The sequence below is a fragment of the Neomoorella stamsii genome (assembly GCF_002995805.1).
In the GTDB taxonomy this organism is placed as follows: Bacteria; Bacillota; DSM-521; order Neomoorellales; family Neomoorellaceae; genus Neomoorella; species Neomoorella stamsii.
Genome location: NZ_PVXL01000023.1, coordinates 43091 through 57468 on the forward strand (window position 1 = coordinate 43091; position 14378 = coordinate 57468).

At 56.1% G+C, this 14378-nt stretch carries 11 protein-coding genes; 9 read left to right on the top strand and 2 right to left on the bottom strand.

The window, feature by feature from the left end; translation table 11 throughout:
- Positions 1-14: 14 nt before the first annotated feature.
- Genes nuoL through MOST_RS03475 form a run of 4 tightly spaced genes read left to right on the top strand, consistent with a single transcriptional unit; the run spans position 15 to position 5237 of the window.
- Positions 15-1889, top strand: a complete 1875-nt coding sequence (gene nuoL / locus MOST_RS03460; RefSeq protein ID WP_054937380.1) for an NADH-quinone oxidoreductase subunit L — start codon at positions 15-17, stop codon at positions 1887-1889.
- The gene (locus tag MOST_RS03465; RefSeq protein ID WP_054937379.1) at positions 1886-3415 is read left to right on the top strand and encodes a complex I subunit 4 family protein; all 1530 of its coding nucleotides are present in this window, start codon (positions 1886-1888) and stop codon (positions 3413-3415) included. Before nuoL ends, MOST_RS03465 begins: the two co-directional genes overlap by 4 nt.
- Entirely contained in the window at positions 3415-4845 is a 1431-nt protein-coding gene (locus MOST_RS03470) for an NADH-quinone oxidoreductase subunit N (protein WP_054937378.1), read from the top strand. The genes MOST_RS03465 and MOST_RS03470 overlap by 1 nt, the downstream gene beginning before the upstream one ends.
- A gap of 29 nt (positions 4846-4874) precedes the next feature.
- Positions 4875-5237, top strand: coding sequence for a YraN family protein (locus MOST_RS03475; protein WP_054937377.1), 363 nt, complete (start codon positions 4875-4877; stop codon positions 5235-5237).
- Positions 5238-5249: 12 nt separating this feature from the next.
- On the opposite strand, the gene MOST_RS03480 is transcribed toward MOST_RS03475, so the two are convergent.
- Together MOST_RS03480 and MOST_RS03485 are read right to left on the bottom strand one after the other, a co-directional pair.
- Entirely contained in the window at positions 5250-6563 is a 1314-nt protein-coding gene (locus MOST_RS03480; RefSeq protein ID WP_054937376.1) for a histone deacetylase family protein, read from the bottom strand.
- Positions 6563-8230, bottom strand: a complete 1668-nt coding sequence (locus tag MOST_RS03485; protein ID WP_054937375.1) for a hydantoinase/oxoprolinase family protein — start codon at positions 8228-8230, stop codon at positions 6563-6565. Before MOST_RS03485 ends, MOST_RS03480 begins: the two co-directional genes overlap by 1 nt.
- A gap of 199 nt (positions 8231-8429) precedes the next feature.
- On the opposite strand from MOST_RS03485, the gene MOST_RS03490 reads away from it, so the two are divergent.
- The 5 genes from MOST_RS03490 to MOST_RS03510 all read left to right on the top strand — a co-directional run bounded on the left by MOST_RS03490 (position 8430) and on the right by MOST_RS03510 (position 14126).
- The gene (locus MOST_RS03490; protein ID WP_054937374.1) at positions 8430-9317 is read left to right on the top strand and encodes an N-acetylmuramoyl-L-alanine amidase family protein; all 888 of its coding nucleotides are present in this window, start codon (positions 8430-8432) and stop codon (positions 9315-9317) included.
- Between the two features lie 4 nt (positions 9318-9321).
- The gene (locus MOST_RS03495) at positions 9322-9984 is read left to right on the top strand and encodes a coenzyme F420-0:L-glutamate ligase (protein WP_083476715.1); all 663 of its coding nucleotides are present in this window, start codon (positions 9322-9324) and stop codon (positions 9982-9984) included.
- A 102-nt stretch (positions 9985-10086) separates the two neighbouring features.
- Positions 10087-11094: an isocitrate/isopropylmalate dehydrogenase family protein gene (locus MOST_RS03500; protein ID WP_054937373.1), complete on the top strand. Its 1008-nt coding sequence runs from the start codon at positions 10087-10089 to the stop codon at positions 11092-11094.
- Positions 11095-11115: 21 nt separating this feature from the next.
- Complete coding sequence (locus tag MOST_RS03505) at positions 11116-11796, top strand: metallophosphoesterase (RefSeq protein WP_054937372.1); 681 nt, start codon at positions 11116-11118, stop codon at positions 11794-11796.
- A 131-nt stretch (positions 11797-11927) separates the two neighbouring features.
- Positions 11928-14126, top strand: coding sequence for a phosphodiester glycosidase family protein (locus MOST_RS03510; RefSeq protein WP_054937371.1), 2199 nt, complete (start codon positions 11928-11930; stop codon positions 14124-14126).
- Positions 14127-14378 lie beyond the last annotated feature (252 nt).

Below are 14378 nucleotides of genomic sequence, written 5' to 3' on the forward strand. Positions count from 1 at the left end.
GCAGGTGATATCCCGTGATCAAGTATGCCTGGTTGATACCGGTTTTTCCCGCCGTTGCGTTTCCCATCATTATCTTCCTGACGCGGAAAGTGCGCCTTTTAAGCGCCCTGGTGGCTATTGCTGCAATTGCTGCCAGCTTTGTCATGGCCGTCGGGGTATTACGGGAAGTTTTTCTCCTCGGTGTAACCATGGAAAAACCGGTAGAGTATGCTGCCCCGTGGCTCCAGATCCCGGGACTTTTAAAGATTGAGGCCGGGATCTTGATTGACCCCCTGGCCGCAGTAATGCTCCTAGTAGTTACCCTGGTGGCCCTGCTGGTGGAAATTTACTCGGTAGGCTATATGCACGGCGACCCGGGCTTTTCTTCCTTCTTCAGTTACCTGTCCCTTTTCAGCGCCTCCATGCTGGGCCTGGTCCTGGCCAATAACTACTTTATGATCTTTTTCTTCTGGGAACTGGTAGGACTTTGCTCTTACCTTCTTATTGGCTTTTACTATCATAAACACTCGGCAGCCCGGGCCGGCTTGAAGGCCTTTGTCACCAACCGGGTGGCCGACTTCGGTTTTATGCTGGGATTTTTCTTCCTCTTCGCCATGTTTGGTACCTTTAATTTCCGGGAACTGGCCGAGGCCATTCCCGGCTATCAAAATACCGGCTTTTTAGCCCTGGCGGCAGCCCTGGTATTTATCGGCCCCATCGGCAAGTCGGCCCAGTTTCCCCTGCACGTCTGGCTGCCTGATGCCATGGAAGGCCCCACGCCGGTGAGCGCCCTGATTCACGCCGCGACCATGGTGGCTGCCGGTGTCTATTTACTGGCGCGGGCCTTTGTCCTCTTTGCCAGCCTGCCCGGCATCATGCTGCTAGTTGCCTATGTGGGCGGCTTTACGGCTTTACTGGCAGCTACCATTGCCGTTGCCCAGCGGGACATCAAGCGGATCCTGGCCTACTCGACCATGAGCCAGCTGGGCTACATGGTCATGGCCATGGGCGTAGGTAGCATGACGGCCGGCATGTTCCATCTCATGACCCATGCCTTCTTTAAAGCCCTCCTCTTCCTGGGAGCAGGCAGCGTGATCCATGCCCTGGAAGAACAGGACATTTTCCGCATGGGTGGCTTGTACAAGGATATGAAGGTTACTGCCAGCACCTTTATTATTGCTGCTTTAGCCCTGGCCGGGCTCCCGCCCCTGGCCGGATTCTGGAGCAAGGATGAAATCCTGGCCGCTGCCTTTGACCATGGCTTTACCGGCCTTTATATTCTGGGCACTCTGGTAGCCTTCATGACGGCCTTTTATATGTTCCGCCTGATCTTCGTGGCCTTTTTTGGCAACAGGCGCGCCGGCCTCCATGGCCATGAGTCGCCTTTAACCATGACCGTACCCCTGCTTATCCTGGCCGTACTTTCAGTGGTAGCAGGTTTCGCGGGGGCGCCCTTTGTCAGCCACGGTTTCAGCACCTTTGTTTATTATGGTGAACCCCATCACGTGGAACCAAACTATGCCGTCATGTTGCTTTCGACGCTGGTAGCCCTGGCCGGTATTGGCCTGGCCTGGTTGCTCTATGGACGTCCCAGCGACGTGCCGGAAAAACTGGCGACCCGTTATCGCAGCATCTATACGTTATTAGTGAACAAGTTTTATATCGACGAAATTTATATGTGGCTTTTCCGCCGTGTTGTCCTGGGACTGTCTGAAGCCTTTAACTGGCACGACCGCCATGTAGTTGACGGCATCTTTGACGGTGTCGGCGATGTGACCCGTATCTCGGGCCAGAAACTGCGCTTCCTCCAGACGGGGAACCTGCAGACCTACGCCCTGGTGATCTTCACCGCCGTCGTGATTATTGCCCTCTGGATGGCGGCACCGGTGTTAGGAGGGGTGATCCAGTGAATTTTCCCATCTTGACGGCCATTATGCTGGCCCCGGTGGTGGGGCTCCTCTTGATCCTGCTGATCCCGGAAAGAGAAGAGCTAACCATTAAGATTACCGCCGCTGTGGCCACCTTTGTATCCCTGGTGCTGGCCATCCTGGCCTACGTGCTCTTTGATCACGGCCGGGGGGGCCTGCAATTCCTCCAGGATATTACCTGGGTGCCGTCTTTTGGCATTAATTACTCCGTCGGTGTCGACGGGATGAGCATGCCTATGGTACTGCTGACGGCCATAGTTATCTTTACCGGCGTCTTTGCTTCCTGGGATATGACCAAACGGGTGAAGGAATTCTTTATTTTCCTGTTAATGCTGGTGACGGGGGTTTTCGGGGTCTTCATCAGCCGCGATCTCTTTTTCTTCTACCTCTTCTTCGAGGTAGCGGTGATCCCAATGTACCTTTTAATAGGTATCTGGGGCAGTACCAGGAAAGAATATGCGGCCATGAAGCTGACCCTGTACCTCCTGGTCGGCAGCGCCTTTGCCCTGATTGGTATTATTGCCACCTTCCTGTACGCTGCGCAGCAGTTGGGTCATGCCACCTTTGACATCCAGACCCTGGCGGCAGTTAAGTATGACCTCGGCTTCCAGAAATTTGTCTTTTTCTTGATGTTAATCGGTTTTGGGGTGCTGGTGCCCATCTGGCCCCTGCACCTGTGGTCACCGGACGGCCACGTGGCCGCGCCGACGGCGGTCAGCATGCTCCACGCCGGTGTCTTGATGAAGCTGGGGGCCTACGGTCTCATCAGGGTGGGCGTTTTCCTCTTTCCTGAAGGAGCCAAATACTGGGCGCCCCTCATTGCCGTACTCTGTATAGTTAATGTCGTTTACGGGGCCATGATTGCCATGGTCCAGAAAGACCTCAAGTTTGTTATCGGTTATAGCAGCGTCAGCCATATGGGTTACGTCCTGCTGGGGATAGCCGCCCTCAATACCTTGAGCCTGAACGGAGCCGTAGCCCAGATGTTTGCCCATGGCATCATGACGGCCCTCTTCTTTGCCCTGGTAGGTAATGTTTACCATAAGGCCCATACCAGGGAAATTGCCCGCTTTGGTGGCCTGGCCCACCAGATGCCACGGGTAGCGGCCGGCTTCCTCATTGGCGGCCTGGCCTCCCTGGGACTGCCGGGACTCAATAACTTTGTGGCCGAGTTTCTTATTTTCATGGGTTCCTTTACCCGGGAACAGTCTTTACTGGGTGGCCTCCTATCCTACCGGATCCTTTCAGTCCTGGCCATATCAGGTATTGTCATAACGGCCACCTATGTTTTAAGGGTGGTCAAGAATACCTTCTTTGGCCCGCGGAAAACCGAATGGGATCACCTTGAGGATGCCCACGGCGTTGAGATGGTGCCCATTGTCGTTTTAGTTGCCACCCTGATCCTCTTTGGCTTGTTGCCCTCCCTCCAGATTGACATGATTAATAGCGGTATAGCCCCGCTCGTAGCTAAGATAGAAGCTGCGAAGGCGATAGGGGGTATTTTCTAATGACGAATCTTTATCTACTAACGGTGGAAATCTTAACGGCAGCGTTGGGTTTGGGCTTGCTGGCATTAGGCCTCCTGGTACCCAAAAGTGATCGCCGGGGTATTGGCTATGTAGCTGCCGCCGGCCTGGCCGGCCTAATGGTGGCTGCCTTTAGCATGCGGGATGCTAGCGGGGTAGTTCTGGGCGGTTATGTTATCGACCCCTTCGGCACCTATTTTAAAGTTTTATTCCTGGCCGCGGCCCTCCTGACTGCTGTTTGTTCCTTTGATTATGTAGAAAAGATGGGCTTTAACCAGGGAGAATATTATGCTTTGCTGGTGCTGGCGACCCTGGGGATGATGGTCCTGGCTTCTTCCGGCGAGTTGATCAGCCTGTACCTGGGCCTGGAATTGATGACTATTACCTTCTGCATCCTGGCCGCCTATCACCTGAATGATGCCAAATCGGCCGAAGCCGGTATCAAGTACGTCCTGCTGGGGGCCATGTCCTCGGCCATTCTCCTGTACGGCTTGAGCCTGGTCTATGGGGCCAGCGGTAGCACGGTAATCAAGCAGATTGGCCAGGCGGTTGCGGCCGGCGGCGCCAGCCCGTCCCTCCTCCTGGGAACCATCTTTCTCCTCGCTGGTTTTGCCTTCAAGGTTACGGCCGTACCCTTTCACATGTGGTCTCCCGATGTTTATGAGGGAGCACCGACGCCGGTAACTGGTTTCCTGTCGGTGGCTTCCAAGGCCGCCGGCTTTGCCGCCCTGGTGCGAGTGTTTTTCGGGGCCCTGCCGGACCTGCACAACTTCTGGGTGCAGCTCTTTATCGCCCTGGCAGTGCTGACCATGGTCCTGGGGAACCTGGTGGCCATCCCCCAGACCAATATCAAGCGGCTACTGGCCTATTCCAGCGTCTCCCAGGCCGGCTACCTGCTACTGGGTGTTGTTTCCTTCTCGGTCTTAGGCATCGGGGCTATTATGTACTACGCTATGCTCTACGTCTTCGGTAACATGGGCGCCTTTATGGCGGCCACGGCTTTCTACAACACCGAGGGGAGCGATGAGATCAAGGATTATGCCGGCCTGGCCAGGCGTTCACCTCTGGTGGCGGCAGTAATGCTCTTTTCCCTCCTGTCCCTGGCCGGGATACCGCCCATGGCCGGGTTTGTAGGCAAGTTTTACCTGTTCATGTCCATTATCTCCCGGGGTTATATCTGGTTGGCCATCCTCGGTATCCTGATGAGTATGGTTTCCGTCTACTACTACCTGCTGGTGGCTAAGGCCATGTACCTGGGTAATCCGCCGGAGGGGAGCCGGCCGGTGCGGGTAGCTCCCGGCCTCCAGGTAGCCATGGTTGTATCCCTGCTGGTCCTCTTCATCCTGGGGATTTACCCGACCCCATTGACCGATTATGCCATGAACTCGGCAGTGTCCTTCTTTATGCCTTGAGAAGATACCTTGAGAAGAGGTGCATAGCCATGACTGTGGCGCGGCGGCGGCGCGGCCAGCTAGGGGAGGCAGCCGCCGCTGCTTATTTAGAACGCTATGGCTACCGGCTGCTGGCGCGCAATTACCGCTGCCCCCTGGGAGAAATAGACATCATTGCTGCCGACGGCGAGGAAGTTGTTTTTGTCGAGGTGCGCACCCGTTCTTCAGGCACCTTCGGTACACCCCAGGAGTCAGTTGACGTGCGCAAACAGTTGCGCCTGCGCCGCCTGGCTAATTATTACCTTAGCAGGCATGGTTTGAGCAACCGTCCCTGTCGTTTTGATGTGGTGGCCGTATGGCTGGACCGGCATGAGAGAGTGACGGGGATTGAAGTTATCAAGGGAGCTTTTTAGGCTTTTCCAAAATTATTTCTTTAACAGCTGATCCGCAACCCGGTTCTGGAGGTAAATACCGTCCCTATAAGCCCCGGCAGAGGTGCGTTCAAAGAGGGCGTGGCCCTCTTCCTGGCAGCGGGGGCAGGCGTCCGGGGGGATAAAGATGGCCAGGATATGGCGACCCCGGTCGGTCCGCGAGTCGATCCAGGTCAGCCCGCCGCAAGTATCACATACTAACGTTGTTTCTTCCTGGGTTTCCATCAGCCCCTCGGTGTCATAATAGATCTGGCGCCGGCGGCTGATTTCTTTTTTATCCCGGACATATTCAGCCCGTAGTGTTTCCCGCTGCTGCCAGGCCCGGTAAGTTTCATCGCACAGGCGGGCTATATAATCACTGACCCGGGGTGACTGGGCCACCATGGCCGGGCTGTAGTCGGGTTCCCGGATGCCGGAGTAATCCAGGCCGGCCAGGGCCAGGATAATTCCCACATTGACATAGGGCAGGGCACCTTCGATGGAGTAGCCACCCTCTAAGACGGCGATATCCGGTTGCAGGCGGTCATTCAGGCGGGCGTAACCCTGGGCCGAAAAACGCATGTTGGTGATAGGATCGGTATAATGGTTATCCTGGCCGGCGGAATTGATGACCAGATCGGGTTTAAAATCGGCCAGTACGGGCAGGATGAAATGTTCCAGGGCGTAGAGGAAACCTTCCTCGCCCGTTTCAGGAGGTAGGGGCAGGTTTAAATTGTAACCGAAGGCGTTCGGTCCCCCGAACTCATTTAAGAAGCCGGTGCCGGGGTAGAGGGTACGCCCGTCCTGGTGCAAAGAAATATAAAGGGTGTCTGGATCATGCCAGTAGATGTCCTGGCTGCCGTCGCCGTGGTGGCAGTCGGTATCCACAATGGCGATGCGCTTTTTACCATAATGACGGCGGATATATTCGATCATAATGGCTTCTATATTAATATTGCAGAAACCCCGGGCACCGTGGACAATGCGCATGGCATGGTGCCCCGGCGGCCGGACGATGGCAAAGGCTTTATCCACCTCACCTTTAAGGACGGCTTCGGCAGCCACTATAGCGCCGCCGGCGGCTATCAGGTGGGATTCGGTGACCCGGGACATGACATCAGGAACACAGACATGCACCCTTTCCACATCCGCGACTGCTGCCAGGCGGGGGCGGTATTCATAGATGCCGTCAATATCGAGGATGCCTTCTTCCAGGACCTGGTCCTGGGTATAGAGGAGCCGCTCTTCCCGTTCCGGGTGGGTAGGGCTGATGGCCCAGTCAAAGGCCGGGAAGAAGACCAGGCCCAGGCGACGGGCGGCTTTATACATCATTCCGCATCTCCCTTCAGGGGGGTGACCCGGGGTTTAACCTGAACTTTTACCCGGATATTTTTACCGGTAGTATAAAAACCAGAAACCATGTTAAAGGATTGTTCTTCCACTACTTCCAGTTCGGAGCCGGCCACTTCCGGGGCCAGGCGCACGAGACGCTCTCGTAAAAGCTCCAGGGCGCGGTTACGGGCCCGGTCCAGGTTAAAGCTGGCGGGGATCTTTTCCCGGATACCTTCTTCGGGAACAGTTAGAACTTCCTGGGCGGTGTCGGCCAGGAGGGTTAACTCCGTAGTTGGCTGGCTTAAAGCTGCCCCGATGGCATTGGCCACCCCGGCCAGGTTGGGGACGGTGACCGGGAGGCCGAAAGCAGCTTCCAGCTCGTCCGCCAGTACGGGCGCCGGGGCGCCAATGACAATCACCTGGGCGGGCTGTAATTGCTTACCTGCCAGCACTTCGCGGACGGTGTAGACCGGCCGGCTGTTGATTTTAGCCAGCAGGGCGCGGCTTTGTCGGGCAATTTCCCCCACCATTTGTTGCAAAATCGCTGCGGCCATATTCAGTGTACTAAGTCCCAGTTTATCGCCCAATTCGGCTATGCCCTGACGGGAGGCAGCCGTATCACCCAGGTCCAGGCGGCCCAGGGTAATGAGGGCATCGGTAGGGGTGGCGGCCGGGCCGCCCAGGGCCCGGGCCGGCCCCTGGCGGTCGGGGCCAATGGTTAAACGGCCCTCCTTTACCCGCAGGCAGCTGTCGCCACCCAGGCCCAGGGAGTAGCTGAACAGCGCCCGCACCAGGGTAGGATAGCCAGCCAGATTGATGCCCTGGGGTTCATAGAGGGGCACACCGCCGGCCAGGAAGGCAATATCAGTGGTGGTCCCGCCTATATCCAGGATGATAGCATCTTGCGAAGTAGGCACCAGGGCCAGGGCGCCCATGATGCTGGCCGCAGGGCCGGAAAGGATGGTCTCTACGGGTAAGGACAGGGAGGCCTCTAGGGACAGGGTGCCGCCATCGGCCTTTAAAATATCGGGAGCAAAGGGTAATTTCTTTTTGGCAGTAAAAGTTTTAATGGCGGCCGCAAAGGAACTATAGGTAGCAGCGACGGCGCTATTCAGATAGGCGGTAAAGACCCTGCGGGGGAAGTTTAACCGGCCTGACAGGCGGTGGCCGGTGGTAATAAAATCGTAGCCAGGGGACAGGGCCTCCTTTATGCCAAGTTCGTGTTCCGGGTTACGGGTTGAGAACTTGCCGACAATGGCCAGGTGGCGGATGCCGGCCTGCTGCAACTCCCTGTCGGCAGCCTTAATCTCCGCCTCTACCAGAGGGCTGGCAGGGCGGCCGCGGTGGTCGATGGACCCCGAGAGGATAAAGTTTTTCTGGCCGCAGGTGAGTATAGCGGGATTTAAGCCCGGCCCCGGCTCCAGGAGTAAACCTACGGGGCTGGTGCGACCGGTAACGATGGCGTTAGTACAGATGGTTGTGCTTAAATTGAGGCGCTTGATTGATGAGGGATTGATACCGGCCAGGATAGCTTCCAGGGCCCGGGTAACAGTGCCGAAGTAGTCCGCCTGGTCGGTATTTGTTTTATAGTGGCGCTGAATGCGGCCGCCCGCAACGAGGACGGCATCGGTATGGGTGCCACCCATATCCAGACCTACAAACATTTACCTCGCCTCCAGGTTTATTTTAGACCCTTGGACCTCCGGTTGCAACCATAATTACCGGGGGACTCAGACATAGTTTGACGCTAAAAAGGGAAAAAGTAAATCTTGCCAGGTACCACCAGGCGGTCTTCAGTTAAGGTTACCGGCATATGATTGATAGCGGGCGGGTAACATCCTGCCTGCTTGCGAGGTGAAGAAGTTGTCCCCCACCGCCCGGTTGACCAATTTCTATAGCAGGGTAATCCTGGAGGGAGAAGAGCAGTTCAGCACCGTTACCATTGAAGCTAATGCCCCGCCGCCCGTGGTAATCGCCTACCCTGAGCCGGGTGTCTGCCGGGTGACCCTCCGGGCCCTCCTGAATATGTACCCTGGCCCCCTTTATATCCAGGACGGTATTCTCCGGAAAGTAACGGTTGAACCGGGTGAAGGGCAAGTTGCTTTTCACATTGCACTGGATGAAGACGTCCGGGCGATGCTGACTGCCGTAGAAGGGATTCCCTACCGGATTGTGTTACGCTTCAGCCGCCGGCCCCTGCAGGAATTTTACCGGGACAGGATAATTATCATTGACCCGGGCCACGGGGGGACCGATGGCGGTTGGCGGGGACCGGTTAATCTGTGGGAGCGGGATATGGCCTGGAAGACCGCCCAGGAACTAGCCCGGGTCCTGGAGGGGTTTAAAGCCCGGGTGATCTGGACCCGCCAGGCAGAGGAAAACCCCTCCTCGCAGGAACGTTTGCGTAAAGTAACTCCGGATACCTTTTGTTTTATCAGCGTCCACGAACACGGTGCGGCGGACACCAGCCAGCGGGGGACGGCAGTCCTTTATAATCCTGTAGTGCCGGGTAATGAGGAACTGGCGGCTAAGGTTTTAGAGAGAATCGTGGCCAGGGTTAACACGCCGGCACGGGGAGTCAAAGCTGACGAGGAACTGGCCCGGTTGGGGGAGATACCTGGCTTAAAGCTGGAGCCGGTGGCCATTACCAACTGGGTTGACGAAGGTTTGTTACGTAACCCCTATTTCCACCAGAAGGTAGCCCTGGCTACCGCCGTGGCTATTAAACAACATTTCCAGCGGGGGAAATAAGCTTATGGCCAGGAAGGATAAAAAAATTTTTTTCTATAAAATACCCATCCGTACCCATATCGTTACTGAAAACGATGATATAGTTGACCTGGCCCGAAAATATAGCGCCGGTATTGCCGCGCCCGGCGATGTCATCTGCCTGGCGGAAAGCGTCGTTGCCATTACCCAGGGACGGGCCATTTTACCGGAAGCGGTGCGTCCCGGCAGACTGGCCCGTTTTTTAAGCCGTTTTCCCGGTAAAGACGGGAGTCTCGCCACCCCGCCGGCCATGCAATTAGCCATTGAAGAAGTAGGCCCAGCACGCATCCTGGCCGGCTGTGCCGCCGCCGTCCTGGGCCGGTTAATCAAGAAAAAAGGCCTCTTCTACATTGTGGCCGGGCGCGAGTTGGCCCTGATCGACGATATAGCCGGGACCATGTACCCCTATCAGCGGCATATCGTCATGGGACCTAAAAACCCGGGCCAACTGGTGCAGGCCATTAAAAAGGCTACCGGGGCAGAAGCCGTGATTGCCGATGTCAATGATAAAAAGTGTGTTGACATCCTGGGCATCACTGATAAAAGTTACAGGCAAGCAGTAATTGAGGCTTTAAAGGATAACCCCTTTGGTAATGAAGACGAGCAGACGCCCATAGTTATCCTCAAACGCCGGAAAACCAGATTGTAGATTGTAATTGTAATCGCCCGAGAGGGCGATTTTTTACTTGTCCTGCAGGTGGACAAAACCGTATAATAATGGGGTAATGAGATTTTCTGGAGGTGGCTTTTGTTGAAGCATGTGGTTACCCTGATACCGGGTGATGGTACTGGCCCGGAACTAATTGCTGCGGCCCGGCGGGTCCTGGATGCCAGCGGGGCCGGACTGGAGTGGGAAGTAATGGTGGCCGGGGAGACGGCCCAGGAGAAGTACGGCAGCGTATTACCGGAGGAAACCCTGGCTTCCATTCGTAAAAACGGCGTGGCCCTCAAAGGGCCCATAACCACCCCGGTGGGCACCGGTTTCCGCAGCGTTAATGTGGCCCTGCGGAAAGAGCTGGACCTCTATGCCAATATTCGTCCCGCCCGTAACCTGCCCAATGTACCCTCCCGTTATGAAGGCGTTGACCTGGTCATCTTCCGGGAAAACACCGAGGATCTCTATGCCGGCATAGAACATATGGTAGGGGAAGAAGCGGCGGAAAGCATTAAAATCATCACCCGCAAAGGTTCAGAGCGGATTGCCCGGGCGGCCTTTGAATATGCTCGCCGCAATGGGCGGAAAAGGGTGACGGCCGGACACAAAGCCAATATCATGAAATTCAGCGACGGCCTTTTCTTGCGGACTTTTTATGAAGTGGCTCAAGATTACCCCGATCTAACTGCCGACGACCGCATTGTGGACAACCTGAGCATGCAGCTGGTGCAGAAACCGGAACAATATGATGTCCTGGTCCTGCCCAACCTCTACGGCGATATCCTCTCCGACCTCTGCGCCGGCCTGGTAGGCGGCCTGGGGGTGGCACCGGGGGCGAATATCGGTGACCGGGCTGCTGTTTTTGAACCCATCCATGGCAGTGCGCCCAAATATGCCGGCCAGAATAAGGTTAACCCCCTGGCAACCATCCTGTCCGGCGTGATGATGCTGGAGCATTTAGGCGAAAAAGAAGCTGCCGGCAGGATTCAAAAGGCCATCCTGGCTGTCCTGGCCGAAGGAAAATACTTAACCTACGACCTGGGAGGCAATGCCGGTACCAGCGAAATGGCCGACGCCATAGTAAGGCAGCTGGAAAAGGCGTAGCCACCTGGCGGAGGGGTAGGAGTGGCATTATTTGCCATTGCTGATTTGCACCTGGGCCGCGATATGGCCATGTTTGGACCGGTATGGGAAAACCACCGGGAGAAACTCGCCGCACGCTGGCAGAGGGTGGTGAACCCCGGGGATACAGTTTTAATCCTGGGAGATATTAGCTGGGGCATGCGCCTCGAGGATGCCCTGCCCGACCTGCAGTTCCTCAAGTCCCTGCCGGGGTCCAAGCGCATCCTGAAGGGGAACCACGACTACTGGTGGCAGACGGAGCGCAAGATGGCGGCGGCCATCCTTGATGCGGATCTCGCCCTTTTAAAGCCGGAGATCATCGCCGGGGTGGCCGTCTGCGGCACCCGTGGCTGGCTGGTTCCCCGGCACCCACTTTTTAATGAAGAGACTGATGGGAGAGTTTACCGGCGAGAAGTATTGCGCCTGGAGATGGCCCTGAATGGAGTGCAGAAGTTACGCCGGGAAGAGCCCCTGGCCGTGATGATGCATTTTCCTCCGGCCTGCCGGGGTGAAGCGACCGATTTTATAACTCTAATGCAGAGCTATGGCGTCAGTCACTGTTATTACGGGCACCTCCACGGCGCCGACCAGGAAAGGGCCCTGGTGGGGGAGGAGTGGGGCATCAACTTTCACCTGGTGGCCGCTGATTATGTAAATTTTACCCCGGTTCTGGTATCCTGTTAAGATGGTGACCTGTCCATATTATGTGGACAGGTCGCTGAGTTTTGGGAACCTTACGGTCCTTAAGGACGTCTAATATATAATAGAGCGAACGATAACAAAGCCAGCCAAGTCGTATTTTTGGAGGAAGAATTATGAGCTACAAACGCAAAAAGGTTTTACCCGTCTTACTGGCTATTATTCTGGCCTTCAGCTTCCTGGCCAATCCCCTGGTAGCCCTGGCTGCCAGTGCCTGGCAGGTAGTACCAGAGGTAGAGGAAGTCCCCCTGGCCACAGGAGTGCAGTATTCAGCCTATAAAATCAGTACTCCCGACTATAAGGAAGCGCTGAAGGTCTTAACTATCGATCCCCGGGACAGGTTTACGATTCTGGAGACGGCCGTATCCCACGGCAACCTGGCCCTTGACCAGGAAAGACCGACGGCTATGGCCGCCAGGCTGGCCAGGGAAGGCAAGGCCGCCGTAGCGGCAACAAATGGTGATTTCTACAGCACCCGGGTACCTTACTTGCCCATCGGCCTGCAAATAAGCAACGGCGAGCTGTTAATCAGCCCCCAGGGGTTTCCAGCCCTGGGGTTGACCAGGGACAAAGAAGCCATTATCGGTACTCCTGTCATGGCTGCCTACCTGACGGTGACCAGGGAAATACCGGGGAAAGGGGGAAGCGTGGCCCGGATGGTTTACACTTACCCCATCGCCCACGTCAACCGGGAAAGGGAGGCCGACATGCTTGTCCTCTATACCCCGGCCTTTGCGGCCAGCACCGGTACCAATGACTACGGTACGGAAATAATTCTGCAAGGCGTTGACCTGCCCGTTAAAGCAGGCCGTACATACAGCGGCACCGTAGCCGCCAGGATTGACGCCAAGGGTAATAACCCCATCCCGCCGGACGGCCTGATCCTGTCCGGCCACGGTAAGGCCCAGGAGTTTTTAAAACAGCTTCATGTTGGCGACAGGGTTAATTTCACCATCAGATTTACCGATACCCGCTGGCATGATGTTATCCAGGCCGTGGGCGGCCATGAGATTATCCTGCAAAACGGGCAGGTCGTCCTGCCCGCGGATAGCAGGGACACCCTGGTGAGGTCCCGCCACCCCCGGACGGCTGTTGGCCTCACGAAGGATGGGCGCCTCCAGATCGTGGTTGCCGATGGCCGCCAGCCAGGCTACAGTGACGGTATGACCCTTTACGAACTGGCCGCATTTATGCAGGCCAAGGGGATAGTCACGGCCCTGAACCTTGACGGTGGCGGTTCATCAGTGCTGGCGGCCCGTAATGCTGGCGAGTACGAGCTATCGATTTTAAACAAACCCTCCGACGGGCAGGAAAGGCCGGTTACTAATGGCCTGGTGGTTTTTTCTACTGCCCCCCGGGGTCAGCTCAGCCATTTATACCTGGTTCCTGATGTAATAAAGGTGTATAAAGGCAGTAAAGTGCAATTCAGCCTCAAGGCTCAGGATAATTATTATAACCCTGCCCCGGTACCTGCCGGTGTGACCTGGCGCGTGGCGGGGAATGTGGGCCGCTTTATCTCCCCCGGCCTGTTCCAGGCTGATAACCCCGGCCAGGGTGAGATTACCGCCCGGACAGGGATGGTAAAAGCTACCTCCAGGGTTACTGTCGTCGATAAGGTATACAGGCTCAAAATTACCCCGGCCATTGCCACCCTGCAGCCCGGTGCTGTCCAGCAGTTTACAGTAACGGCCTTTGATGCCGAAGGCAACGAAATCTATGTCGACAGCTCTTTGTACCGGTGGACGGTCAGCGAAGGGCTGGGCCGGTTTGACCCGGAAAAAAGGCAGCTGTCACTGACCAAGACAGCGAGTAATGCCTGGGTCAAGGTCAGGCTGGGTGACCAGGAAGCTATAGCCGCAATCAACCCCGCCCTGGAGCTGGCTCTAGAAGGCCGGCCCGTAGCCGGGCAGGAGGTAACCCTGGTCGTCCGCCACAACGGTGCGCCGGTAGCGGGAGCGGTGGTCCAGCAAATCCAGCCAGCAGCGACGTTAGGCCAGGTAACGGCACGAGCCCTCTATGTAAGGACAGGTCCGGGAACAGGGCATAAAGCCATCACCCTGGTACCGAAAGGTTACCGGCTGGCTATCCTGGCCAGGCTGGAAAACGGATGGCTGCAGGTGCGCCTCCAGGATGGCCGGGAAGGCTATGTAGCGGGGGAGTATGTTATTGTCCAGGAAGGCAGCCGCAACTTAGGCGAGACGGATGCTGCAGGTAAAATCCAGTTTAAGGCCAACGTGGCCGGGAACTATAGCTTTGCCGCAAATAAAGAAGGTTATTTACCCGCTGGCCTGACCCTGGAGTTTAGCGAGAAGTAAAGTGCTCCAGGTTGACGGTCCTCAAGATTAAATCATACGTGAAAGGTGCCCTTTTAAAGAATAAAGATTGTGCCCGGGAAGATTACCCCGGGCATTGGCATTTTTATTTTTTGTTAAAAATGGTTTGCAGCAGTTATTAATCTGTATTTGGGCCTGATAATTAATACCAATTAAACTATGGACAGGCAGATATTTAAATGAGTGCCATATATATGGTATAATATGGTGGTTTTATCAAGGACAGGTTACCGG

What these genes read in the sequence shown, in the direction of transcription:
- MOST_RS03470 (WP_054937378.1), top strand. Translation starts at nt 3,415, where the DNA reads ATGACGAATCTTTATCTACTAACGGTGGAAATCTTAACGGCAGCGTTG.
- MOST_RS03475 (WP_054937377.1), top strand. Translation starts at nt 4,875, where the DNA reads ATGACTGTGGCGCGGCGGCGGCGCGGCCAGCTAGGGGAGGCAGCCGCC.
- MOST_RS03480 (WP_054937376.1), bottom strand. Translation starts at nt 6,563, where the DNA reads ATGTATAAAGCCGCCCGTCGCCTGGGCCTGGTCTTCTTCCCGGCCTTT.
- MOST_RS03485 (WP_054937375.1), bottom strand. Translation starts at nt 8,230, where the DNA reads ATGTTTGTAGGTCTGGATATGGGTGGCACCCATACCGATGCCGTCCTC.
- MOST_RS03495 (WP_083476715.1), top strand. Translation starts at nt 9,322, where the DNA reads ATGGCCAGGAAGGATAAAAAAATTTTTTTCTATAAAATACCCATCCGT.
- MOST_RS03510 (WP_054937371.1), top strand. Translation starts at nt 11,928, where the DNA reads ATGAGCTACAAACGCAAAAAGGTTTTACCCGTCTTACTGGCTATTATT.